The 24155-nt window shown below is 42.2% G+C and carries 21 protein-coding genes and 2 pseudogenes; 9 read left to right on the forward strand and 14 right to left on the reverse strand.

The window, feature by feature from the left end:
• The first annotated feature begins 181 nt into the window (after positions 1-181).
• Complete coding sequence (locus tag V7K84_RS13620; protein WP_099101330.1) at positions 182-838, forward strand: sigma-70 family RNA polymerase sigma factor; 657 nt, start codon at positions 182-184, stop codon at positions 836-838.
• A 166-nt stretch (positions 839-1004) separates the two neighbouring features.
• Positions 1005-1619, forward strand: coding sequence for an anti-sigma factor family protein (locus V7K84_RS13625; protein WP_334838747.1), 615 nt, complete (start codon positions 1005-1007; stop codon positions 1617-1619).
• Between the two features lie 16 nt (positions 1620-1635).
• Here V7K84_RS13625 and V7K84_RS13630 read toward each other — a convergent pair whose 3' ends face one another.
• The gene (locus V7K84_RS13630) at positions 1636-2088 is read right to left on the reverse strand and encodes a gamma-glutamylcyclotransferase family protein (protein WP_334838749.1); all 453 of its coding nucleotides are present in this window, start codon (positions 2086-2088) and stop codon (positions 1636-1638) included.
• A 188-nt stretch (positions 2089-2276) separates the two neighbouring features.
• Here V7K84_RS13630 and leuS point away from each other — a divergent pair, with 188 nt between their 5' ends.
• The 4 genes and pseudogenes from leuS to V7K84_RS13650 all read left to right on the forward strand — a co-directional run bounded on the left by leuS (position 2277) and on the right by V7K84_RS13650 (position 8129).
• A complete protein-coding gene (gene leuS / locus V7K84_RS13635; protein ID WP_334838750.1) occupies positions 2277-4901 on the forward strand; it encodes a leucine--tRNA ligase in 2625 nt (874 codons plus the stop codon).
• A gap of 214 nt (positions 4902-5115) precedes the next feature.
• Positions 5116-5412 (forward strand): DUF433 domain-containing protein, encoded by a 297-nt coding sequence (locus V7K84_RS13640; RefSeq protein WP_442940949.1) that lies wholly within the window; start codon positions 5116-5118, stop codon positions 5410-5412.
• A gap of 3 nt (positions 5413-5415) precedes the next feature.
• A pseudogene (locus V7K84_RS13645) lies at positions 5416-5757 on the forward strand (DUF5615 family PIN-like protein).
• 1217 nt (positions 5758-6974) lie between these two features.
• A complete protein-coding gene (locus V7K84_RS13650) occupies positions 6975-8129 on the forward strand; it encodes a pyridoxal-phosphate-dependent aminotransferase family protein (RefSeq protein ID WP_334838752.1) in 1155 nt (384 codons plus the stop codon).
• A 339-nt stretch (positions 8130-8468) separates the two neighbouring features.
• Here the strand turns inward: V7K84_RS13650 and V7K84_RS13655 are convergent, their stop codons facing one another.
• The 6 genes from V7K84_RS13655 to petM form a co-directional block, all read right to left on the reverse strand.
• Positions 8469-8696 carry a DUF2949 domain-containing protein gene (locus V7K84_RS13655; RefSeq protein ID WP_292736094.1) on the reverse strand — a complete coding sequence of 76 codons (228 nt, stop codon included), beginning with the start codon at positions 8694-8696 and terminating at the stop codon, positions 8469-8471.
• Between the two features lie 511 nt (positions 8697-9207).
• Complete coding sequence (locus V7K84_RS13660) at positions 9208-9714, reverse strand: DUF192 domain-containing protein (RefSeq protein ID WP_334838754.1); 507 nt, start codon at positions 9712-9714, stop codon at positions 9208-9210.
• A 152-nt stretch (positions 9715-9866) separates the two neighbouring features.
• Positions 9867-10553: a response regulator transcription factor NblR gene (gene nblR, locus V7K84_RS13665; RefSeq protein ID WP_334838757.1), complete on the reverse strand. Its 687-nt coding sequence runs from the start codon at positions 10551-10553 to the stop codon at positions 9867-9869.
• A gap of 343 nt (positions 10554-10896) precedes the next feature.
• A complete protein-coding gene (locus V7K84_RS13670; protein ID WP_334838759.1) occupies positions 10897-11814 on the reverse strand; it encodes an NAD(+) kinase in 918 nt (305 codons plus the stop codon).
• A gap of 130 nt (positions 11815-11944) precedes the next feature.
• Positions 11945-12943, reverse strand: a complete 999-nt coding sequence (locus tag V7K84_RS13675; protein WP_334838761.1) for an SDR family oxidoreductase — start codon at positions 12941-12943, stop codon at positions 11945-11947.
• A gap of 224 nt (positions 12944-13167) precedes the next feature.
• Entirely contained in the window at positions 13168-13272 is a 105-nt protein-coding gene (petM, locus tag V7K84_RS13680; RefSeq protein WP_094344256.1) for a cytochrome b6-f complex subunit PetM, read from the reverse strand.
• Between the two features lie 205 nt (positions 13273-13477).
• On the opposite strand from petM, the gene pdxA reads away from it, so the two are divergent.
• Positions 13478-14572: a 4-hydroxythreonine-4-phosphate dehydrogenase PdxA gene (gene pdxA, locus V7K84_RS13685; RefSeq protein WP_334838763.1), complete on the forward strand. Its 1095-nt coding sequence runs from the start codon at positions 13478-13480 to the stop codon at positions 14570-14572.
• A 114-nt stretch (positions 14573-14686) separates the two neighbouring features.
• On the opposite strand, the gene V7K84_RS13690 is transcribed toward pdxA, so the two are convergent.
• Positions 14687-15406, reverse strand: coding sequence for a response regulator transcription factor (locus V7K84_RS13690; protein WP_334838764.1), 720 nt, complete (start codon positions 15404-15406; stop codon positions 14687-14689).
• A gap of 1 nt (position 15407) precedes the next feature.
• Here V7K84_RS13690 and V7K84_RS13695 point away from each other — a divergent pair, with 1 nt between their 5' ends.
• A complete protein-coding gene (locus tag V7K84_RS13695; RefSeq protein ID WP_334838765.1) occupies positions 15408-15584 on the forward strand; it encodes a hypothetical protein in 177 nt (58 codons plus the stop codon).
• 956 nt (positions 15585-16540) lie between these two features.
• Positions 16541-16987: pseudogene (locus tag V7K84_RS13700) on the forward strand (rhodanese-like domain-containing protein); the annotation flags it as partial.
• A 537-nt stretch (positions 16988-17524) separates the two neighbouring features.
• Here the strand turns inward: V7K84_RS13700 and V7K84_RS13705 are convergent.
• The 6 genes from V7K84_RS13705 to trpB all read right to left on the reverse strand — a co-directional run bounded on the left by V7K84_RS13705 (position 17525) and on the right by trpB (position 23141).
• Positions 17525-18154 carry a ribonuclease D gene (locus tag V7K84_RS13705; RefSeq protein WP_099102107.1) on the reverse strand — a complete coding sequence of 210 codons (630 nt, stop codon included), beginning with the start codon at positions 18152-18154 and terminating at the stop codon, positions 17525-17527.
• Between the two features lie 89 nt (positions 18155-18243).
• On the reverse strand, positions 18244-18792 hold the full coding sequence (locus V7K84_RS13710; protein WP_334838766.1) for a CAP domain-containing protein: 549 nt from the start codon (positions 18790-18792) through the stop codon (positions 18244-18246).
• Positions 18793-19220: 428 nt separating this feature from the next.
• A complete protein-coding gene (locus V7K84_RS13715) occupies positions 19221-19751 on the reverse strand; it encodes a CAP domain-containing protein (protein ID WP_334838767.1) in 531 nt (176 codons plus the stop codon).
• Between the two features lie 433 nt (positions 19752-20184).
• Positions 20185-20466, reverse strand: a complete 282-nt coding sequence (locus tag V7K84_RS13720) for a hypothetical protein (RefSeq protein WP_334838769.1) — start codon at positions 20464-20466, stop codon at positions 20185-20187.
• A 250-nt stretch (positions 20467-20716) separates the two neighbouring features.
• Positions 20717-21874, reverse strand: a complete 1158-nt coding sequence (locus V7K84_RS13725; protein ID WP_334838771.1) for a class I SAM-dependent methyltransferase — start codon at positions 21872-21874, stop codon at positions 20717-20719.
• A gap of 31 nt (positions 21875-21905) precedes the next feature.
• Entirely contained in the window at positions 21906-23141 is a 1236-nt protein-coding gene (gene trpB / locus V7K84_RS13730) for a tryptophan synthase subunit beta (RefSeq protein ID WP_334838773.1), read from the reverse strand.
• Positions 23142-24155 lie beyond the last annotated feature (1014 nt).

A 24155-nucleotide genomic window follows, 5' to 3' on the forward strand; every position in this document is an offset into this window, starting at 1 on the left:
CGTTGATGGGTCTTAGGCAACTATGGGAGCAGTATAAGGAAAATTGGCTCTGCTTATTGCTATAAATGTATCCAAAATTGTCTGCTTCAGTGTTCCAGTCATAAATCCGTCACCTGAGTATGGAACTTCTACCCCATTAGCAGGTCTAATAGAAAGGGATGATTTAGAGCCAGTACGATCTATGAGTCAATCGATTACTGTATCCTGGTCAACGGTTGATGCAAAGTATCCAGAAGCATCAGTGCAAGTTGACAAACTCCCTAACCACGATTTAATTTTGCGCTGTCAAGCCGGACTGCGACCAGATCGTGCTGCGTTTGCAGAACTATTACGCCGCTATCAAAGTCAAGTCGATCGAGTTCTATACCACCTAGCTCCAGATTGGGCTGACAGAGCCGATTTGGCTCAAGAAGTTTGGATTCGAGTGTATCGGAATATTAACCGATTACAAGAGCCTGCTAAATTTCGGGGCTGGTTAAGCCGCATTGCCACCAACTTGTTTTACGACGAGTTACGCAAACGCAAGCGGGTTATGAGTCCTTTGTCACTCGATGCTCCCCGTTCCTTAGAGGACGGCGAGATGGATTGGGAAATCGCTGGCGATACCCCAGGACCTGAGGAAGAACTGACAACGAGAGAATTTTACGAGCAATTACGGGAAGCGATCGCGGATTTACCAGAAGTCTTCCGTACTACCATTGTCCTCAGAGAAATCGAAGGCATGGCGTATGAAGAAATTGCCGAAATCACTGGAGTTTCTCTAGGAACTGTGAAGTCCAGAATAGCCAGAGCTAGATCGAGGCTGCAAGCCCACTTGCAGAATTATCTTGACTCCTAATTTTGTTAATTTACAGTATCTTGCCTCTGCCCAATGGCAGAATTTAAGCATAGATTAAAAATTACTAGAAAGACGTAGATTGTTTCTGCCTTTAGGAGGAAAATTGGCTAATTTTCCCGAAATTCCCGCCCAGTTTACCCGTGTATGAATTGGTAATAATGTTAAGATGACTACTGATTCTCAGTTTTACGACCGTTCTCCTTTGCAACTTCCTCAAGATTTGTCAGATGGAATGGCCAAGCATACCAATGAATCAACGGGTCTTATGGATATGGTGAAGCGCGATCGCTTCGAGTTATTGAGTGCTTACCTCGATGGTGAAGTCACAGCCACCGAACGCAGGCAAGTAGAAGAATGGCTGGCAAATGATGCCTCCGTTCAATGTTTGTATGCCCGACTGTTAAAACTGCGGCAAGGCTTGCGGACTCTCCCAGTGCCAGCAGCCCAACAGTCGCCAGAAGAGACAGTTCAGCAAGTATTGTCACGTTTGCGCCGCCGCTCCCGTTTAAACTGGATGGTGGGGAGTGCAGCCGTTGCTGCTTGTGTAATCGGTGCAATATCTGGCTTAGTAGGTGGTGGTTCGATGGTGCCGCAACTGGCACAACGACCACAAAGAGAACCGATACAAACGTCCTCAGCGTCTATAGTTCCCCCTTCGCCGCTGATGGTGGGACTAAATAACCCGGTAATTGAAATTCCGAAAGCAGCAGTAGCCTCTCCAGAAAATTCAATTTATCAGGTACAGCCGCAACAGCACGACCCCAAACAGGACATAAACTAATCGCAAAGTTAACAGTTTACAGATAATTGTACTTTGGGGTTATACCACAGCCGCTCCACCAGCCCCTAGGTTGGAGGAAGCCTCCTAAGCGATCAACTTTCTCTAAAGTCATTAAATAAACCCAAGCCCAACCCAGAGAGAGCGACTGTGGCTCATAAACCTCGATAATTTGTCGATTATAGAGGTTTTCTGGCGTTTGTCTATTTGGTTGGTAATCTTCTAGCACATCTAACTCATTTAAAATCTTTGGGTTGGAAAAAGAGAGTAAATATCCATAAACTTGGCTATCTCCTAGCGTCATAGCTGGGTAGCCCATTGGGAGAGCAAATAATTTGCCTTGTACAAAAGCTGTTTTGACATCAACTACTTTGCCAGCACAGTATCTTTTATAGTTAGCTTCACCTGGTTTAAGCGTACCGTAGACAAAAACCCGCACCAAATCAGAAAGTTTTATATTTGATTCAACCATTTAAACCTTCATAAAATAATTCTTGCGATATCTGAAAGGGTCTCAGTTTGGGCATAATCACGCTGCTCCTGAACTGCACTTATATATAAATCTGTGAGTAGTTGACCTACAATATTAGATTAACCTGCTATGTTGACATAGGTAGGTTGACATAGTAAGTAGACGTAGACCAAGTAGGAGAATTTTTGGTGGATTATTCCCGATATAACCCAGCAGCGATTGAGGAAAAATGGCAAAAAACATGGGTAGAACTTGGCTTAGATAAAACACCTACAGTTAGCAACAAGCCAAAATTCTATGCTCTTTCCATGTTTCCTTATCCATCGGGCAGCCTGCACATGGGTCACGTCCGTAATTATACGATTACCGATGTGATTGCCCGCCTCAAGCGAATGCAAGGGTATCGGGTAATACACCCAATGGGTTGGGATGCCTTTGGTTTGCCAGCAGAAAACGCCGCTATTGACCGTGGTGTAGCGCCAGCAAAGTGGACTTATCAGAATATGGCTCAGATGCGGCAACAATTGCAGCGTCTTGGTTTATCTATTGATTGGGAATGCGAACTTGCTACCTGTTCGCCAGATTATTACAAGTGGACGCAATGGATTTTCTTGCAGTTTTTGCAAGCGGGGTTAGCTTATCAAAAAGAAGCAGCTGTAAACTGGGACCCAATCGATCAAACTGTACTGGCAAATGAGCAAGTCGATAACGAAGGACGTTCTTGGCGCAGTGGGGCAATAGTTGAGCGCAAATTATTACGACAGTGGTTTTTCAAGATTACCGACTACGCCGAAGAATTGCTCAATGACTTGCATAAATTGACAGGTTGGCCGGAACGCGTCAAATCGATGCAGGCAAACTGGATTGGCAAATCTACAGGTGCTTACTTGGAATTTCCCATCATTGGGATAGATGAAAAAATTGGGGTGTACACCACACGCCCAGATACAGTTTATGGTGTCAGCTACCTGGTGTTAGCACCAGAACATCCCTTAACGAAGCGTGTCACCACAAAAGAACAACAAGCAGCGGTAGAAGTTTTTATTAAAGAGGTTTCCCATCAAAGTGAGTTGGAACGTACCTCTGAAGATAAACCGAAGCGGGGTATCCCCACAGGTGGTAAAGCAATTAACCCATTTACAGGGGAAGAAGTGCCGATTTGGATTGCTGACTATGTACTGTATGAGTATGGTACTGGAGCAGTGATGGGTGTACCAGCACACGATGTCCGGGATTTTAAGTTTGCCAAAAATTACGATTTGCCGGCCGATTTTGTCATCGTTTCCCCAGATGATGTTGCAGGTTTTGACTTAACCCCAACATCAGAGATTGATGAAGTCACACAACTCATCCAAATTGAATATAACCAGGCATACACTGAACCAGGAATTTTAATTAATTCTGGGGCTTTTACTGGTATGACTTCCACAGATGCTAAACAAGCAATAATTGAATACGCCGAACAACAAGGTTTTGGTAAAGTGCGGGTGCAATATCGTTTGCGGGATTGGTTGATTTCGCGGCAGCGTTACTGGGGCGCACCGATACCTGTAATTCACTGTCCTAACTGTGGGATAGTACCAGTTCCTGATAAAGATTTGCCAGTGCAGTTGCCAGAAGAGGTGGAATTTACTGGACGTGGCGGTTCACCTTTGACTCAGTTAGAGAGTTGGGTAAATGTACCTTGTCCAACTTGTGGCACTCCAGCAAAGCGGGAAACCGACACGATGGATACTTTTATTGATTCCTCGTGGTATTACTTGCGCTTCCCTGACGCTAAGAATGAACAACAAGTTTTCGATTCTAGTAAAATAAACGACTGGATGCCAGTTGACCAGTATGTGGGTGGGATTGAACACGCGATTTTACATTTGTTGTATTCCCGGTTCTTTACTAAGGTTCTGCGGGACAGAGGCTTGTTAAATTTTGACGAACCTTTCCAACGCCTGTTAACGCAAGGTATGGTGCAGGGTTTAACTTATCTAAATCCTAATAAGGGTGGTAAAGATAAATGGATTGCTTCTAATCTGGTAAATTCAGCCGACCCGCGCGACCCCCAGACAGGTGAACCGTTGCAACGTCTCTATGCCACCATGTCTAAATCAAAGGGCAACGGTGTAGCGCCAGAAGATGTAATTTCCAAATATGGTGTAGATACAGCGCGGATGTTCATCTTGTTCAAAGCGCCGCCAGAAAAAGACTTGGAATGGGATGAAGCCGATGTGGAAGGACAATTCCGCTTCTTAAATCGGGTTTGGCGTTTGGTGACAGATTATATTGCTGCTGGGGTATCCCGTAAAAAAGCTCAACTCTCTGATTTAACTAAGGTAGAAAAGGAATTGCGGCGAGCGATTCACATGGCGATTCAAGCGGTGACAGAAGATGTGGAAGACGAATATCAATTCAACACCGCTATTTCAGAATTGATGAAGTTGAGTAATGCCTTAACTGATGCTGACGGCAAAAATTCACCAATTTACGCAGAAGGTATTCGGACTTTGGTGGTTTTATTAGCACCATTTGCACCACATATTGCTGATGAATTGTGGCATTTATTGGGCGAAAATGATTCAGTTCATACTCAAACTTGGCCATCATTTGACCCGGCGGCTTTAGTAGCTGATGAAATCACTTTAGTGATTCAAGTTATGGGTAAAACTCGCGGCTCGATTCAAGTACCAGCACAAGCAGATAAAGCAGCGTTGGAAAAATATGCTCGTGAATCAGAAATTGCTCAACGTTATATCGAAGGTAAAGAGATTAAAAAGGTAATTGTGGTGCCTGGGAAGTTGGTGAACTTTGTAGTTAGCTAAGTACGGCTTTGCGTAAAATCGTGGCGAATTGAGGGTTGAAATTTAAATGCAGATACGCTTCTCTACGAGACGCTACGCGAACGTCTTCCCGCAGGGAATTCGCTACGAATTAATGAAATGTTGTACTTAGCAATTGATAAAATTGTAAATTTAGCCTGACAAAACATCAGAGGATTTACATCCGTGACACTCAAAGAGTTAGAACAACAACTTCTTGCCCTCAGACAAGCGTGAAAAATTGCAGGCTATACAGTTACTTGCTCAAAGTCTCGGCAACAATTGGCAAGGAATTGAAAAAACTCCTAGAGTCTGTGGTGGAGAGGCTCGCATCGCTAAAACTCGTATTCCTGTTTGGGTACTTGTGGAAGCTCGCGGTCTTGGATATAGTGATGCTGACCTTTTGACGAGCTATCCAACTATCACAGCTACAGATTTAGCTAATGCTTGGGTATATGCAGAAGCTCATCCCGATGAAATCGAATTGGCAATTGAGCGTAATAAGGTAGCCTAATCGATGGCACGGTTTTACGCAGATGAGCAGTTTCCCTTTCCAGTTGTGGAATTATTACGCGCTTTGGGGCATGATGTTTTGACAGTTCAAAAAGCAGAAAATGCAGACCAAGGTATACCTGATGAGGAAGTGCTAGCATTTGCCATCAGTCAATAACGCTCAATATTAACTATCAACAGAGTTGATTTTATCCGTTTGCATCGTGGTGATTCTAACCACTTCGGTATTTTTGTTTGCACGAATAATCGTAATTGGGAACAATTTGCAGCACGGATAGATGAGGCTGTGGCAACAGAAGAACCTTTGCAAGGAAAACTAATTCGTGTGGTACGTCCAGTAACTTAAAAAGGTTTTGACGAAACACACAAATTTTAAAGTCGTTAAGTATATGTTGTCACAATTTTTACAGCAGTAGTTTATTCATCTGGTAGATGTGTATTTAAACACAGATGTATAGCTATCCAGAGAGTAGGACTGTTTTATTTATACACAAAAAAGCGCTTGAGAGTTTTGCTCACTCAAGCGCTTTTCCGTAAAAGCTTATACCAACTCACTCGTTTGATGCAACATTTGAAATCTGCAACACTCCCTGAGGAGAGAGTATTACGAGGATAACTTGTGACAAACATGTGGTGAAATGGTATCACTCCTTGCACTAACTAAGAATATCTCTTTTACAAGAATACCGGGGATCTAGTGAGTGACAGTTTATGAACTGAACACTAGTTAAAAACGACTCACCGTGAATAGTAACTAAGGAGACTAAGCACGATTGTAACAATTTTGTAAGTATAGTATAAAAACTTATAGTTTATTAGCATAGGCGTAGTCTGCCGTCGGCATCGCTTACCACTAAGTGCAGTATCAAAAAATGCAGCAATTAGTAGCATAGATATCTTAACTTCTGCGTCAAATTAGTCGCTATCAAATAAACCAGAAAAGGCTTGGATATTGGTATCGAAGCGATTTTGACTCAAATAAATCATAGATGAAGGTATTTTTTAGACAATGGAAACCCAAGAACAAATATTTGACCCAAATAGATTGAAAAGTTTGGGTTGGGTATCTTCTATCTCTTAGCAAACGGTGACATTCAATTCTTCCGTATAGTGTAGGAGGTTACTTCTTTCCTGGAAGCAAAACACAGCTTTTTCACCGATAATTACCGCGATGTTCAAAACGATTTCGTATTTTTCTATGAAAACAAGTGAGGCGGATTATGGGTAGATTTAATATTTATCGTACCTATGGCTAATTTTAGATAGATGTTTCATCCTTGGCTAAAATAGCTGTTCGCCTACCAGCAGACACCTTAACCTGGCGTCTAGGTGTGTGGTAAGATTGCCTGAAACAGAGGTTTGATCTGAGTTAGAGTCTGGTATAAATTGCAAAGGTCAAGCTTACCGATTAACTCCCATGATACTTTTCCTATGAATTTGGAAAATATACAACAAGGCTGGTGACGATCTGAGTGTAATTTGTAGATGAATATCTAGGATTTGCGATCGGACTTATCCAACTTCCCACAATTTTGACTTTTATTTGACTTTTAGGATAGACACATGAACGATAAGCTGATGCTGATGATTCCAGGCCCTACACCGGTGCCAGAAGCTGCCTTACTGGCATTAGCCAAGCATCCAATTGGACACCGTACTAGTGAGTTTAGCAATATATTGGCAGAGGTGACGGAAAACCTCAAGTGGCTGCACCAAACTCAAAGTGATGTACTGACGCTGAATGTGAGTGGTACAGGTGCTGTAGAAGCGGGAATAATTAATTTTCTCTCTCCAGGCGATCGCATTTTAGTTGGCTCTAATGGTAAATTTGGCGAACGCTGGGTAGAAGTCGGTCAAGCCTACGGTTTGAATGTAGAAGAAGTTAAGGTGGAATGGGGAAAACCCTTAGACCCCGCAGTATTTGCCGAAAAACTCCAAGCAGATACCCAAAAGCAAATTAAAGCCGTAATTATTACCCACAGCGAAACCTCAACGGGTGTGTTGAATGACCTAGAAAGCATCAACCGCCACGTAAAAGAACACGGTGAAGCTTTAATTATCGTTGATGCTGTCACTAGCTTGGGTGCGTTCAATCTACCGGTGGATGCTTGGGGTTTGGATATAGTCGCCTCCGGTTCTCAAAAAGGTTATATGATTCCGCCAGGATTGGGTTTTGTCTCTGTCAGCCCCAAAGCTTGGGAAGCTTACAAAACTGCGAAGCTACCGAAATATTATTTGGACTTAGGCAAATATCGCAAAGCCACAGCCAAAAATACCACTCCATTTACTCCGCCTGTGAACCTGATCGTAGCGTTACACACGACGTTACGAATCATGAAAGAAGAAGGCTTAGAATCAATATTTGCTCGACATGAACGGCTCAAAAATGCTACCCGCGCCGCCATTAAAGGGTTAAATTTACCCCTGCTTGCAGCAGATAGTTCCGCTAGTCCGGCAATTACGGCTGTAGCACCGCAGGGAATTGAACCGGATAAAATTCGGTCATTGATGAAAAAACGCTTTGATATTGCCCTAGCTGGCGGTCAAGACCATTTGAGTAACAAAATTTTCCGTATTGGTCACTTGGGTTTTGTGAGCGATCGCGATATCCTTAGCTGCATAGCATCCTTAGAAGTTACCCTCACAGAACTTGGCTACGAAGATTTCACCCCTGGTTCTGGTATAGCAGCAGCAGTTAAAGTGTTTAGTCAGTCCTGAGTAATAAATCAAAAGAGCGAGTTAAATTATCAACTCGCTCTTTTAATTTGTATATAGGTAGAAACTATCAGAGTCAAGAGAGCTATATATCAACCTTTGCATCAGGTAGAGTTGATGTGACATACCTCAATCCTCCTAAATGACACCAAGTTGCCCTAGATAGTATTATTTGCTTTGAAGAAAGTCGTACTGTATCTTTGACACCAAACAAGACTAACTTTGGCAACTTAGTATCATCCCAAATTGGTATCAATAGTATTGTTTGAGATTCTGCTAATATGCATTTGCTAGAAACTTTTAAGCTAAAGTCTAAAATCTACAATCCAAAATTGGTATAACCTACGCCGTCTCCAGCCAATCATAAATTTGTTCTAATTGCTCTAGAGTAACTAACCCATATTGCCAAAGAATCATTGCCAAAGGACCTGGGTCTTGCTCCCGATGCCGAAGCGCCACTGCTAGTGATGCTGTAGAAATTGCCAAATCTTCTTGCAAAAAATGAATCAGTCGGGAATATTTTGATGGTGACATTTGTATCTCACCTCCTTGTGCAGAATGTATTGTCATATATTCAGTTCACCATTACTCGGTAGACAGTAGCCAGTATTTTATCTGTCACTGTGCCGTTTTCGGCCATACACCCCAGCACAGTTTTTGTTAATCTGCCTTCAACAGAGGCTTCTTATAGATGGTCTGAGAAATAAAAATTCTCATACAAATCATTTGCTAGCTTATTAAGCAGTATTTTTACTTAATTAAATTGGCTTCATCTTATTTACCTTTGTATTTTATTTAATTACACAGGTAGTAATAAAGATTCCATAGCCTATACTCTCTTATTGGCGACTATTTACACTTACGCCCAAGGGAATATTTTTGAGACTAAACCTAAAGACTGCGATTTCAGGTTTGAGACAGTAGAATTTTACATTATTACTACAGTTTTTAAATAGTAGCGTTACAAGTGCTGTTTGACCACACACAGTGACATTTTTTACAGAAAAAACATATATTTCGACCGTATAGGTTTTCAACCGAGTAATTACCCAAGTTTTTATCCCCGCAAAGCACCGGAGTTTCAACGCTCAATTTTGATTTTATCGCCCACTTTTAACTTCAATTCGGTAGCTCTTCCAGAACGAAGTTCAATCACCTTATCAATTGGTGTATTGGGACCATAGGTAGGACAAGGCTCACTTGCACAAGGAGGTGCAGCAACCTGAATATATTTAACTACGCCTTTATGTAGAAATACCATATCCAGAGGTACGGGTACATTCTTCATCCAGAAACTGACTGGTTGTGCTGAAGGGAATCCAAACAGCATCCCCCGGTCATCTGGCAAAGCTGGTCGATACATCAATCCCATCGCTTGCTGTTGTGGTGTCTGCGCTACCTCTAATTGAATCGTTGTACCATTAGGAACAATGGCTTTTGCAGAAATTGGTAGTTTTTGACCTAAACTTTCTGGTGCTGGAGTTTTAGAACCAGAGGTGGGGCTAGGAGATTTAGCAGTTGTTGGCACAGAACAACCCATCAGAAAAATACTCAGCACTATCGAGAGCAAACTTAGCCGACGAGTCATATAGCTTTTCGATTTTGTAATTTAGACTTCAATTTTACAGTGTTGTAGGCAGAAAAACCCTTTGGGTAAGAGGCAGCAACACCTAAAGAAAGCATTCCCAATCTGAAACTGGGAACGAGGTAAGGAGATAAGCAAACTCCCGCTACAGTATACTAGGATTCTCTTAATACGTACCCTACGCCTCGCACTGTTTGAATCAGGCGCTTTTGACCTTCATCTTCGATTTTTAACCGCAAGTAACGGATGTACACTTCAATTACATTTGACTCACCTAGAAAGTCGTAACCCCAAACATTTTCTAGAATTTGTTCGCGGGTTAATACCTCACGCGGATGTTCCATTAAGAATTTTAATAGTTCAAATTCCTTCATTGTTAAGTCAATTGGTCGTCCGTTGTGTATGGCACGACGAGTTGCTATGTCTAAAATTAAATCCCCAAAGCGTAATTGCTCTGTGGTATCCACATCGGGTTTCAAGTAGAGGCGAATCAACTTCAAAAAGTCTTCTGAGCGGTAAGGTTTGAGGATGTAATCATCCGCTCCAGCTTCTAGACAAGCTACACGATCGTCAACTGTATCCCTTGCCATTAAAATCAATACAGGCGATCGCATACCAGTTCCTCTCAGATTTTTGCACAATGAGAGTCCTGATTCTCCTGCTAACATTCGGTCTAAAACAATTAAAGCAGGTTGGCGATCGCGACAGTGTTGTAAACCACTAGCTGCATCGTGAGCCACAATTGATTCATAGCCGGCTTCTTGCAAATCGCAAGAAAGCTGATTTGCAAGGCTCTCATCGGTTTCAATCACCAAAACAGAGGGACTTTGAGCAACTGTCATAACAATTTGGGATATTGGATTTGGGATTGTAAAGATATTCCCGTGAAAATCTTTACATCAGTTATAAAGTGCAAATACGAGTTTTTCGTGATGGAACAATCTGATTTGACGCGCAGCTAAGAATCTTTTAGCACGTTCAGGTATCAGCTATCGAATTCTCGGATGCAATCTTAATAACTAGGGGATTGGATATTCGGTACTAGGTACTGGGGATTGGCTATTGGAAGTAAGGGAGAGACGATAGGTGACAAAGAATAATCTTTACCCTGTAGCCTGTTTCCCAGCCCCAATCCCTCAGTCTCCAGTCCCCAGTCCCCAGTCCCCAATCCCCAATCCCCAGTCCCTACGGCAATTCTACCGAAGTTGGTTTAGCGATATGTGGCAAACCCCAACCTAATTTTTCTCGCAAAATTCGGAAAAACTCAGGCGGTTGCAGGCGAATAAATCGGGCGCTATATTGCGATCGCTCCATATATACTCGATCTTCTGGTAAGATATAGCACCCTCCATTACCATCTACTACCATTACCAGCCGAGGAATATTGACTGGGTAGATATTGACCGACTCAGTATCTGGAAATACCAATGCTCTAGAAGCTAGGGAATGGGGACAAATGGGTACTAGCTGTAAAGCAGGTACGCCAGGAGTCACCACTGGGCCACCAGCACTCAATGAGTAAGCTGTAGAACCAGTAGGCGTAGAAACAATCACACCATCCGCCGCAATATCTACTGGCGCATGACGCCCTATGGCAATTTCAAAATGGCACATAGAGGTCAAAGGTTCCCGATGCAGCACCATTTCATTTAAGCAGAGGGCTTCCCATAGGACTGAATCTCCCCGAAACACTTTGACGGTGAGCATGGCTCGTTCTTCAATTTCATACTCACCCGCCATCACCTGTTCTAATGCTTGGGGCAATTGATTCAGGAAACTTTCCGTCAAAAACCCCATGTGGCCGGTATTCACTGTTAGTAGTGGAATACCACAGGGAGCTACCTGACGAGACGCTGCGAGAACAGTCCCGTCTCCCCCTAATACCACTGCAAACTTCATATCTGAGTCAAAGCCAGGGGGCGTTAGACCGTCAATGGGGGTGTGGCATACAGGACTTTCCGGGTTAGGGTAGCCCAGTATCCCACCAATACTCGATGTGATACATACATTCCAACCGGCTGCGGTTAGCTTGTCTTTCAACTCGATAGCGACACGGCCCGCTATCGGTTTAACGTCATTGTAGATAATGCCTGCTTTCGGCACACTCAAATATCCAATTTTAGGCGATGCTCTCTATTATGTAATCGTTACACATTTTTGGTCATGTAGTCATTAATCTAGAGTCAAATATCCAGAGTCTAGGGTTTTACGACTAATGTCTGTTTCATAATGACTATTGACTGTTGGCTTTTGAAGATTGTTTAAAAGGAGTTTTTTTAGGTTTCTGCTTTTTATTTTTATTTTTTTGGTAGTCTACTTCTTTGAGTTTCTTCATGATTCGGCTGAAGTACTCTTGGAGATAACTTTCTAGGGTTGTGGTTTGTTGCGGATCTAAACCAAACACTGTATATACATCATCCATTGAAGCATTTAACTGTTTACCACTAGCCAATACTTCTGTAAACGCCAGCCTATCTGCTACGTTCCATCCCCACTGAAAGAATCGCATTATGCCCCGTACAGCACGCAGTAAGTTTATTGGCATCCGCGTTACTCTGGCATCTTTTCCAGATAAGCGTTCGCACAGGTTGATAATTTCTTCTGCACTCCATGCACGAGTACCGACTACAGGAAAAGCTTGGTTTTCCGTTTCTGGTACACTCAATGCTCGGATTGCAAACTTAGCAATATCCTGAGTGTCCATATAGGCAATGGGAGAAGAATTACCTGTTACCCAAACTGGCTGTCCTTCCAAAATGGGAATCCCATACTGACCGATTAAACCTTGCATAAACCCAGCTAGCCGCAAGATGGTATAATTCAAGCCTGACTCAGCCAAGAATAGTTCTGTACACCGCTTAATTTCCATGAGCGGCACTTCTGGGTATTTATCAGCATCTAAAATCGAAAAGAAAATAAAACGCTCGACACCCGCGGCTTTTGCTGCTTGAATCAATGCTACTTTGCCTTCCCAGTCCACTTGTTTGATACTTAGTGAATCTGTAGGGCGAGAGGTTGAGGCATCAATAACTTGAGTTACACCAACTAAAGCTTCCGCTAGGGTATCGGGGTAACGTAAATTTCCAGGGACGAGTTCTGCTCCCCATTCTTTAAGAAAAGCTGCTTTTTTACTGCTGCGGACAAGACAGCGTACTTTATATCCCTCATCGATAGCACGACGAGCCACTTGTCTTCCTAAGGTGCCAGTGGCACCGACGATTAATAATGTCATGAGGGTTGTAATAAATTTTAATGTTTTATGAAAAGAATGTTATCAGAATAACCTATGCAAACAAAAGTTTACATCTTTTCTCAGAAAATCAATTTATTTGGATGTACTCATGGGAAAATAGCTGTCCGATTAACGGACAAGCTTTTTTCTCATTTCAATCAAAAAGGGAGTAGGAAGTAGGGAATGGGAGAATAATAACTCTTAACTCCTAACTCAGCACTCAATTATTCTTCTGTGCCTTGAATTTTCAGTAACAACGCGCCTAAGCCCCAGCCTACGAAGATTAAACCGAAAGACAATAGAGCTGCATTCAAAATTTCGCCGCCCATTAGTGTGATTCTCCTTATGCAAATTGGTGTGTAAACTAGGTCTACTAGAAGCTTTTCAACAGTTGCTAGGATTAGACCTGTGTAAACAATTTTAAACTAGTTTAGCAGGTAATCCCTACTGGCTTGGGGGGCAATCCCTACTGTTGACAGAAGGAGAGATGGGTAAATTGGAAAATTTTGATGATAATAATTATGAATAAATTTTATGTATCAAAATAATCAAGGTAGTTTAATAAATTTTGTGAAGGAGCATCGTCCGCGTTTGGCGCTGACGCTCGGAGATCCGGCGGGAATTGGGCCGGAGGTGATTTTGAAAGCTTTAGCCGATCCAGAAATTCGTAAAAAATATGACGTTACAGTAGTGGGTAACGGAGATTTGCTGGCACAGATTTATCACAAACTGAATTTAACTGAGAATTTAGTAGCTTTGGCAAATCCAGAGGAGTTGTCAGTCAGTGATGTGCATTTGGATGGAAAAATTAAAGATCAAATTATTTCAGGAATAGGTAATGCAGCCAGTGGTGCGGCTAGTTTTGCGTATATGGAATATGCGATCGCTCAAACATTGGCTGGTAAATTTGATGCTATTGTCACAGGGCCGATCGCTAAATCTGCTTGGAAGGCCGCAGGATATAATTATCCAGGGCAAACAGAACTTTTAGCACAAAAATCAGGTGTTGACCGTTTTGGGATGTTATTCGTAGCGCGATCGCCTCATACTGGTTGGACACTCCGCGCCTTACTTGCGACCACACATATTCCCCTACGTCAAGTAGCTGATGTGTTGACACCGCAGTTGTTGACACAAAAACTAGATTTGCTGGTGGAGTGTTTAGAGAAAGATTTTGGTATATATAAAGGGAGAATTACGATCGCTGGGTTGAATCCCCACAGTGGCGAACAGGGACAACTTGGATATGAAGAACAAGATTGGTTAATTCCCTGGTTGGAGCAAGAGCGGCAAAACAGACCACAATTGCAGTTAGATGGGCCCATACCGCCAGATACAATGTGGGTTAAACCTGGTCAAGCTTGGTATGGAAATTCTTTAGTACAAAATCCAGCGGATGGCTACTTGGCACTTTACCACGACCAAGGCTTAATTCCTGTGAAGCTGATGGCGTTCGATCGGGCAGTTAATACTTCTATAGGTCTTCCTTTCGTTCGGACTTCACCCGATCACGGAACAGCGTTTGATATTGCGGGTAAAGGAATTGCTGATGCGACGAGTATGAAAGCAGCAATACATTTAGCCGCTGAGTTGGTTAGTCAAAGATTGGCTAAGAAAAATAATGAATAATCTTTAAGTACAGCTTTGCTTAAAATCGTCAAGACACGACCAAATCATTTCTGAATCTGGTTCAGTTAAGCATTTCTTTCTTATTTCAGTGTTGTTTGCACCTATGTAGTAGCCTTAAAAACTAGTATTCTCGTCGGGCGCTTCAAACTTATAACCATAGCCCCGCACAGTTTTTATAAACTCCGGTATGCTGGGGTCGACTTCCATCTTTTTGCGAAGTTGACCAATATGCACATCAACCACCCGGCCATCTCCTACGTAATCGCAACCCCAGATTTTTTGGATTAGCTGTGGACGACTCCAAGCCTGATTAGGATGACTTGCCAAAAAATGTAAGATATTAAATTCTAGCGCTGTTAAGGCAAGAGTTTTATCGTTAAGTGTTACCTCCCGACCTTCTGGATTAATTACTAGCTGCTTGAAAACGATACGTTGTGTTGGGGAGGGATTGATGTAGCGTATCCGCCTCAAAAGAGCTTCTACTCTAACTTCAACTTCTGCAAGACTAAATGGTTTAGTCATGAAATCATCAGCACCTGCGCTTAAGATTTTAATTTTATCAGCCTCATCAGTCCTACTAGTGAGTATCAGCACTAAAACATTAGTACGACTCTGCATTTCTTGGCAAAGGCTATAACCAGTAACATCCGGCAAATTCCAATCCAGAATTACTAAAGCTGGGTTGAATTGCTCAAACAACGATAAGGCAGTCCTACCATCTGCTGCCGACTCTATTTGATATTTCCGACTTAAAAAACGATAGACGAGATTTCGGACGCCGAAGTCGTCATCAACAATCAGAATTTTGGGAGTAATAGCAGTAACCATAACCATAATGCTATCTGTTGTATATTGGGTGATTTGCTGTTGTGCCAGCTTTACTTTACATGTTTCTGTTGAGTACCACCGCTACTGTAGTACTTGTATACATTTAATTTTCTATGAAGCCGATCGCAACCTCAGCAATCATCATGCCGATAAAATTTATGATTATCGCATTATTTTTGCATAATTTTGAATTTGTATTGTATAATATCAAATTATATTGGGGATAAGTGTAATTAAAAACCATCTCCGTAATCGCAAATAGTCAAAAGACACATCCAGAAGCGACGGCAATTGATACAACTTTAAAAGAGTAACGCACTCCCTGATTAATTAGGTCTCTACAAAGGCTCACAAACTAACTTATCAGCCAATTTAGATTCTCAACTCCTACTTACTCGACTGTACTATAACCAACAGGTATGTTCTCTTGAAGAAGGTCTACGAAAATCTACCCTGGTGCATTTACATGTAGCTGCCCTCTTAAGCATATACTATACTACAAGTTTGAGCCTGAGCTATGACAAGCCAAGGACTGAAAGCATCGCCAGAAGGTATATAGGGCGTCAAAACCAGCTTTAACAGACAAAAGCAATAGCAACAAGAATTGCTCTAGCAATATTATGATGTCAATAACTTGCTAGGAGGTTGTTTCAATAGTACTGCTGACAGCAGAATTTAGAAGTAAAACACTCTTTGTATTTGGGTAACAGATTTAACTTATGTACCTCACAAACTTCTAATCTGCTGTATATAACTCTACAAGTTTGGCAGGAAATGATGAGAGATTATTATTAGCGATCGCTGATATTAAAAAGGTATCAATTCTATATTTATTACTAAATATTTTTTATTTTAAACTAATGTTTTCTCGCTCCTGAAGAATTCAGGAAAATCTAAAATATCTAAATAACTAAAATGTCAAAAAAATACAAACTTTAAATAGATTGGATTAGATTTAAAGAAAATATTGTCTCTTTATACTCTCAAATGGCATTATTTACAATTGATTAATTGGTTGATTTTCGGGAAAATACTCCATCTATCTGAGGAGAGAGTTTGAAGATATTCATACCAGAGAAAGATCAATTAAATATCTTCAGTTCGCTAAATTACTATTAGTATCGTCAAGAAGGAAAAATTATGGTTAATAATTTAGTAGGCGGCATCATTCCCCCACAACCACCAATAGAAGCACAAACTGATGCTCATGTCCTAAAGAGTCGTTTGGAATGGGGTGAACCAGCTTTTACAATCCTGGATGTACGCGATCGCGCCACCTTCAATGAAGGTCACATTATGGGAGCAATGCCAATGCCAGCAGATGAATTGGTAGAACGTGCAGGAGCTTCTTTAGATAAGAGCCGTGACATTTACCTTTACGGTGATAATGAACAAGACACTGCCCAAGCCGCACAACAACTGCGTTCTAATGGATTTGAGCATGTCTCCCAACTCAAAGGTGGTCTTGGCGCATGGAAGGCGATCGGCGGCCCAACAGAAGGTATTGTTGAATCAAAAACTCCCGCAGGTGCAGATGACTACAATGTTGTAGATCGGCTAAAAAACCACAAAGAGAATCTGCAAAAGGGTGGTACTAGCGCCACGGAATCCATTAAACAGGGAGCAAGTAACCTTAAGGAAGGTATTAAAGAAGGAGCAAGTAACCTTAAGGAAGGGATTCAAGAGCAAGCAAGTAACGTTAAGGAAGGCATTCAAGAGCAAGCAAGTAACCTCAAGGAAGGCGCTCAAGAGCAAGCAAATAATCTCAAAGAAGGCGCTAGTGAATCTAAAACTCCTAGAGACACCAATGATTCCAATGTTGGCTCTTAGGCAAAAAATACAGCAGAATTCGGGAGCGGAGCTGGAGAGGCTCCGCCAAGGCGTCAGAATCCAGAAGTAAAAGAGGCTTTATACATACCTGGCTTTGAGACGAACCTTTGTGTATTTCACTAACATGAAATCTGCTGTAATTTACCATCAGGGTTTGTAGTAAGTACTTTAGTGCTTGGGAAATAACGACTTTAGTACTTACTACGAGCCTGCTTATCTATCAATTTCAACTTGACATATAACTAGTCGGAATTGACGAACAATAAAAATTTATTGTCGTTATTCTCTATTCGATTAGTGTTCAAATAGATCCTTGAATTGCAATAAATCTAAAGAAACTATAGTTGGTAGAAACTCAAAACATTCTTGAGCAATTTGCCAGCGTTCTTCTCGTTTGAGCATTTGTATTAACTTCTGCTGCACACTAAGTAAGTAGCGCACATCATTGGCAGCATAACTTAGTTGAGCTTCAGATAAGCTAACGGCGTTACCCCAATCAGAACTTTGAGAGCTTTTATCTAGTTCCACTTGTTCTAATTCTTGTACCACGTCTTTGAGTCCGTGGCGATTTGTGTAAGTACGGGCTAATTTACTGGCAATTTTGGTGCAAAAAATCGGCCCTACCTGAATCCCCAGATTGGCTCGTAAAGTGGCCAAGTCAAATCGAGCAAAGTGAAACACTTTCACAACATTGACTGCTTCCAAGAGTTTTTTTAAGTTGGGGGCGTCAGCTTGCCCTTTGGCTATGCGGATTGCAGTCACTTTCCCTTCAGGATTGCACAGCTGGACGAGACACAAGCGATCGCGCAGTGGTAACAACCCCATCGTTTCTGTATCAACTGCGATCGCTGTAGATTCTAAATACTGGCTAAGGGTTGCGTCACTGAGGTCGCGATCGCTCACCTGAAAATCTGGTAATGTCATCAATTGTTCAAAAATAATAGCAGTGTCCAGCAGAAAAAAGTCTTGTCAGACACTACATTATTATTGTGCAAAAAAATCAGAAATTAAATCTACCTAGTGCGAAAAAACATTTGTGTCAGGTAGACTTCGCCTTGATTATTAGTCGCAACACCAATTCCAGTCAGGTTGTAATTTCCTTTAAGGTTCTTTAGGTGTCCAGGACTTTTGATCCAGCCAGTAACAGCTTCCTCCACGGGGTTGCTATATCCTCGGTTGAAAGCAACATTTTCCGCTGCACTGTTGTAGCGAATCGGGATAGCTTTGACTCGCCCTTCAAATCCCTGATGACTAAATGGGGTTTTGCCTTTAGCCATATTTTGACTATGAATTCTGGCTTGTCGAGTTAAATTTGTATTTAAACTCAACTTTGGCAGCCCTTTAGAAACCCGATATCGATTAATTTGGTCAAATACTGATTTTTCTAACTCAGTAGTTTTAAAAGTAGGAGTCGATATTGCAACCTGACTAGAAAAAAGCGACAACAGCTTATTACGGGTGGATGTATTTGTAGAAGTATGATTTGGTATCGGAGCAGTCGTTAATCCACTAGCAAGGACAAGCGCACTTAAAGCGATGCCAAAAGCAGTTTGTCGGAACATGGAGAATTGCGTAATGTGTAGAGATATAAGACTTCTACTCTACCTTATTGTTCCGAGGATATATACCACAATACTATTAAGTAATGATGAATTTCGGCAATTTGGCTATATCCTTGACAAGTAACACAAACAATCATTTTCAATTGTCAGTACTTCAATAAGTCAGCTTCATGAAAATCACGGTTGATTTTGCTAATAATTTCAGATTTTCATGAATTATCAAGCAAAAGCTTTAGTAACAGGTTAAAGTCTAGGAAATTTGATAAAAAACCTAAACTTTACCAAATCTAACGCTGCGTGCAATTTTTACTCAAACCTAATCTCCTGGCCTAATAATAAGGAATGGGTAGAATTCAAAGCCTTTCTCTCTTTGCAGGAGAGAGGAATGGAAGTGAGGTCAGAATATTAAGTTGCACATCGCCTCAAACCTATGAGCGAATGAATATTTGTGTGAAGTAGATTGTGCCTTGACTGTTTTTGGCGACACCAATCCCCGTCAAATTATAATTACCTCTGATATTGGCAAGATGCCCTGGACTTTTGAGCCAACCTTGCACAGCGACTGTAGCAGGATCGCTATGTCCCTGGTTGTAAGCGACATTTTCAGCACCTCCTCTGTAAGAAATACCGGTTGCATTAAGACGTTGTGAAAATCCATTATGTCCAAAGGGAACAGTACCATTAGCCATGTTCTTACTGTGAAGCCTAACTTGATTATCGATGGCAGAATTACGAGTCAGCGCTGGTAGCCCTTGAGAAGCTCTGTACTTATTGATTTGGTTAAAAATCGACTGTTCTAGAGCAGCAGTGTCCATGCTATTTGCTGCAATTTGATTAGTATTATTCGATACATTTGAAGGTGCTGGCGTACAAGCTGGATTTGTTACAGAAGTAGCGATCGCTCCACTACTGAGAGCAAGAGTGCCTAAAACAACGCTGTAAACTATTTGTCTAATCATTTGTTGGCAGTAAAGTTTTAGACAATGTAACCAACTAATATCAATGTGACAAACTGCTTATAGGTCTAAATAGCTCTATTTGTAGGCTTTTTTGCTCAAAAACTACTAGCAGACGTTTAAATTCACGATTTGGCGCGAAATTAGTACTATTTAGTCAATACTTGTCTTCTACCATTAGTGTGGTTCTTCTTATCTGCGATTCCGCGTTTAGACTGTCACATAGTGTAATTACTAGATTTTTTTGAATTTATTAGTTTCAGATTATGCTTAATTATCTTCATAAATTCAGCTATTTTACTGTACTTAAGTATTTTAAATAGCTTTTCTCTGTCAAAAAAACAGTAAAAACCGATATAACAGTTAAAAATACGGAATGTCAGATAAAAAATGGCTGGATTTCTTCAGCCAAATTCCTACGTGATTTAAACTAGCTTTATTTAAGGGGTTCTAACTCTTCCTGTACCACGCGCAACACCCGGGCAATATATTCTGTACGCCACTGTTCGCGTTCCTTGGTTACTTCTACATCCGGCTCGTAAGCTTCAATCTCACTAGCCGATAAAATACCTTTCACCTCTAGCAACCGTTCAATGGTGTCTAGCCGCTCATGCAACACGGACACCTCACCAGTCAAAGCCATGACGATCGCTAACAATTTATCAGTTTGCGGATTTTCTAAGTAAACAGGTCGTTTACCCTTGGCTATTTTTGTCATCCTAATACCAATTCTCCAAAAATAAGACTAGACATACAAAACGAGGAAAGCCAGATAAAATCTGACTTTCTCAATTACGAATTACGTTAGCGTAGCAGGCCATAGCCCATTACGAACTTGTACTGAGTTTCGACTACGCTCAACTACCGCGTAGCCGTTGGCGTGGTCACTGAGCGTAGTCGTTCGCGCAGCGTCTCGTAGAGAAGTGCAGCCTCTCGTAGAGAAGTATTACAAAACTTTCTCTCTCTGCTTACTTAGTTGCAGCAGCCACAAACCAAGTACCTTGGGTGGCTGAGTTACCATTTTTAAACAGGCCATTAGTTTCTTTTGCTTTCCATGCCCCATTCGGGACAAATTTCTCGAATGTCTTATCTGCTGCAAAACCAGCCTCAGTAACTAGCGGCACCAAATCTAAATCGCGTACAGCACTCCAGAAAGGTTCGTTATTGTTAGCGGTTTCCCAATCATAAATAAACTGTGTATAAAGATCCATGTGATGATAAAGCGGTGCTTCTAGATGAATCATCATGCCACCGGGAGCCAGTAGACGATAAGACTCTTGCATAACTTTACGCACAGATGACGGGGGGATTTCATGCAGCAAAATGTGAGAAACCACTAAGTCAAATGATTCATCGGGGAAGTTAGTATGTTCAGCATTTTGCTGAGAGAAGTGTACCCGTTTTCCCAAGGCTTCGGCTCTTGCATGAGCATAACGCAGTATAGATGCGCCTATATCTATAGCATGGACTTCCGCATCTGGGAAACCATCTACATAAGGTAATGTGCTATTGCCAATAGAACATCCCATATCGAGGATTTTTTTCGGTCGAAAGTTGGGAAACTCTGTTAAAAGGTAATTTTGGACTATAGATAGCCCCATATCATCGTTGAGCGGCCCCAACCAACCGAGTCCATAAACGTAAGCGCCGCGATCGTAGGTTGCACCGGCTGCGACATCATCGGCAGTGAATTCACTGTGATATCCTCCGGGCATACAGTGAATGTCTACAGCCTTTTGATAAGCAGGTATTTGAAAATTTGGATCTAGGGTTAAAGTACCCAGTTCACCACTCTTATCTTTGGCACGCTCTATCAACTCTGGTAGTTGTCTGTCAACGCTGGCATTTACTGCATCCCATAACATTTCCTGGTTAATGCGCTTTAGGGCACCAGTCCAGCGATAGTAGGGTTCGTGCTGCATTACTTCCCGAATTTCATGACGATTCTGGGGAGGGCGCTGATGTTCTTGTTCAAACTTCGGCTTGGCTAGTTTTTCATAAATTTCTTTATTACCAGGAGTGACATTCTTGAAAATGTGCATTTTCATAGTTTGCACAAAGTTTTGGCGTGCCAACTCGTCGTGAGTGGGTTGCGGTAACATTGGGTGTTGGAATTGTTGACCCATTATTGTTTTCTCCCAAATATTTTATGTAGATTTACCCTGGATACAATAACTTGGCTACCGTTTGTACATCTTTGTCACCACGTCCAGAGCAGTTAATTACAATCCGAGGACTGCCGGTTAGTTGAGGACAGAGGGTTTCGAGATAAGCGATCGCATGGGCTGTTTCCAATGCCGGGATAATCCCTTCCAATTTCGATAATCGCTGGAATGCCTCCAAAGCCTCTGCATCCGTCACACTATAGTATTCAGCGCGACCAGTATCCTTTAAATAGCTATGTTCTGGGCCCACGCCGGGATAATCTAACCCCGCACTAATTGAGTGTGCCTCAATGATTTGCCCATCTTCATCTTGCAGTAGGTAGCTCATGGCTCCGTGCAATACACCAATTCGTCCTTTTGTCAATGTAGCTGCGTGTTTTTCGGTATTGACACCTTCCCCGGCTGCCTCAATTCCAATGAAGCGTATAGAAGACTCATTCATAAACTCATAGAATAGTCCCATTGCATTGGAACCACCACCGACACAAGCCAAGAGAATATCAGGTAATCCACCCCACTTTTCCATTGATTGGGCGCGGGTTTCTTCGCCAATTACTGCATGGAAATCACGTACCATCATTGGGTAAGGATGGGGACCTGCTACCGAACCCAGGATGTAGTGAGTAGTTTCCACATTTGTCACCCAATCTCGGATGGCTTCAGAAGTAGCATCCTTCAAAGTTCCGGTTCCCGCCTCTACCGGCCGCACTTCTGCCCCCATCAGCCGCATTCTAAACACATTCAAAGATTGGCGTTCCATGTCCTGAACGCCCATGTAAATTATGCATTCCAGCCCAAAACGAGCGCAAACTGTGGCTGTAGCGACTCCATGTTGTCCGGCACCCGTTTCGGCAATAATCCGCTGCTTACCCATGCGTTTCGCCAACAATACCTGACCAACGGCATTATTGATTTTGTGAGCGCCAGTGTGATTTAAATCTTCACGTTTCAAGTAAATTTGTGGCCCGGTGCGATCGGGTCGGGCATAATGAGCAGTCAGGCGTTCAGCAAAATACAATGGTGTCGCACGTCCTACATAGTCTCGTAACAACTGCTGTAGTTCTGCTTGAAAACCAGGGTCATTGCGGTATTGCTGATAAGCTGTTTCTAATTCAGCTAAGGCAGGCATGAGCGTTTCAGGTACATACTTACCGCCAAAGCGTCCGAAGCGGCCTAGCGTATCTGGAACCTGAGCAGTTGAACTTGGAGATAGGGGAGTGGTAGTCACAGGCTATTTTTGATGACGGGAATCACTTAATTATTATAGAAAAGTCTGAAGCATATCTGGGGAATGGGGAATTGGGAATGGGAGAATAATAGTCCTAAAAACTTAGCTTGGTGAAGCTTTTCTTATTCTCATGCAGAAGATGGGAACGAGATTAATGGCATTGTCAGCCGAAACAATAGACCTCTTGCAAAAGTCCCTAACACCCCACCCCCAGCCCCTCTCCCATCCGTGAGAGGGGAGCTAGACATTCAATTCCCCTTCTCCCAAGGGAGAAAGGGTTAGGGGATGAGGGCGTGAGGGATTTGCAAAATGCCTGTCCGATATAGTTATTCCGCTTGAGTTGACACCAATGGCGTCTCGCCCGCCCAATATATGCAAGTTAAATGTGGAACAGCTTATCATGTCCGCATAATTAGTTATGTAACCACAGTCATTGCACCCCACCCCTTAATCCCCTCCCCGCAAGCCTACGGTGTACACACATCTTTCTAGAAAACCAAAATCGTCCTAGATCCCCCTAAATCCCCCTTAAAAAGGGGGACTTTGAGAGCTTTTTGCCCCCCTTTTTAAGGGCAGGGCTGTTTCATTCCCTAAAAGACTCTGATTTACAAGCGTTTCAAGCAAAAAAGTCAGGTGACTAAAAAATCTGATTGGGCAATAAAATCGCGATCGCACTTAAATTTACTCGTTGAGGTGGTAGCTTTTCTTTTCCCCAATCAAGCAAATTTCTGACTCATACTCTTGACAAAATCTTTAAGAGATCGAATGAAACAGCCCTGCTTTTTAAGGGGGGTTGGGGGGATCAAAAGGCTGTGGCGCAACTCTAGAAGACTTGTGTATACACCGTAGCCCCGCAAGCGTGGAGGGGAGAGAAAGCGTAGCTTTGGCGGGGGTGGGGTTCTTCGGGTTTAATAAGCAATTAAACGGACATGATATGACTTAAAAGCAGGGGTTTCAAAACGGACGCTGTATTTCTTGCACATACATGTCTCGAAATACATCTTTTTCTTTTTT

This window comes from Nostoc sp., from assembly GCF_036917315.1.
Classification (GTDB): domain Bacteria; phylum Cyanobacteriota; class Cyanobacteriia; order Cyanobacteriales; family Nostocaceae; genus Nostoc.

Excerpts from the sequence above, each read along its gene's own strand:
- V7K84_RS13620 (WP_099101330.1), top strand. The coding sequence starts at position 182 with ATGAGTCAATCGATTACTGTATCCTGGTCAACGGTTGATGCAAAGTAT.
- V7K84_RS13625 (WP_334838747.1), top strand. The coding sequence starts at position 1,005 with ATGACTACTGATTCTCAGTTTTACGACCGTTCTCCTTTGCAACTTCCT.
- V7K84_RS13630 (WP_334838749.1), bottom strand. The coding sequence starts at position 2,088 with ATGGTTGAATCAAATATAAAACTTTCTGATTTGGTGCGGGTTTTTGTC.
- V7K84_RS13650 (WP_334838752.1), top strand. The coding sequence starts at position 6,975 with ATGAACGATAAGCTGATGCTGATGATTCCAGGCCCTACACCGGTGCCA.
- V7K84_RS13655 (WP_292736094.1), bottom strand. The coding sequence starts at position 8,696 with ATGACAATACATTCTGCACAAGGAGGTGAGATACAAATGTCACCATCA.
- V7K84_RS13660 (WP_334838754.1), bottom strand. The coding sequence starts at position 9,714 with ATGACTCGTCGGCTAAGTTTGCTCTCGATAGTGCTGAGTATTTTTCTG.
- nblR (WP_334838757.1), bottom strand. The coding sequence starts at position 10,553 with ATGACAGTTGCTCAAAGTCCCTCTGTTTTGGTGATTGAAACCGATGAG.
- V7K84_RS13675 (WP_334838761.1), bottom strand. The coding sequence starts at position 12,943 with ATGACATTATTAATCGTCGGTGCCACTGGCACCTTAGGAAGACAAGTG.
- petM (WP_094344256.1), bottom strand. The coding sequence starts at position 13,272 with ATGGGCGGCGAAATTTTGAATGCAGCTCTATTGTCTTTCGGTTTAATC.
- pdxA (WP_334838763.1), top strand. The coding sequence starts at position 13,478 with ATGTATCAAAATAATCAAGGTAGTTTAATAAATTTTGTGAAGGAGCAT.
- V7K84_RS13690 (WP_334838764.1), bottom strand. The coding sequence starts at position 15,406 with ATGGTTATGGTTACTGCTATTACTCCCAAAATTCTGATTGTTGATGAC.
- V7K84_RS13695 (WP_334838765.1), top strand. The coding sequence starts at position 15,408 with ATGCTATCTGTTGTATATTGGGTGATTTGCTGTTGTGCCAGCTTTACT.
- V7K84_RS13705 (WP_099102107.1), bottom strand. The coding sequence starts at position 18,154 with ATGACATTACCAGATTTTCAGGTGAGCGATCGCGACCTCAGTGACGCA.
- V7K84_RS13710 (WP_334838766.1), bottom strand. The coding sequence starts at position 18,792 with ATGTTCCGACAAACTGCTTTTGGCATCGCTTTAAGTGCGCTTGTCCTT.
- V7K84_RS13715 (WP_334838767.1), bottom strand. The coding sequence starts at position 19,751 with ATGATTAGACAAATAGTTTACAGCGTTGTTTTAGGCACTCTTGCTCTC.
- V7K84_RS13720 (WP_334838769.1), bottom strand. The coding sequence starts at position 20,466 with ATGACAAAAATAGCCAAGGGTAAACGACCTGTTTACTTAGAAAATCCG.
- V7K84_RS13725 (WP_334838771.1), bottom strand. The coding sequence starts at position 21,874 with ATGGGTCAACAATTCCAACACCCAATGTTACCGCAACCCACTCACGAC.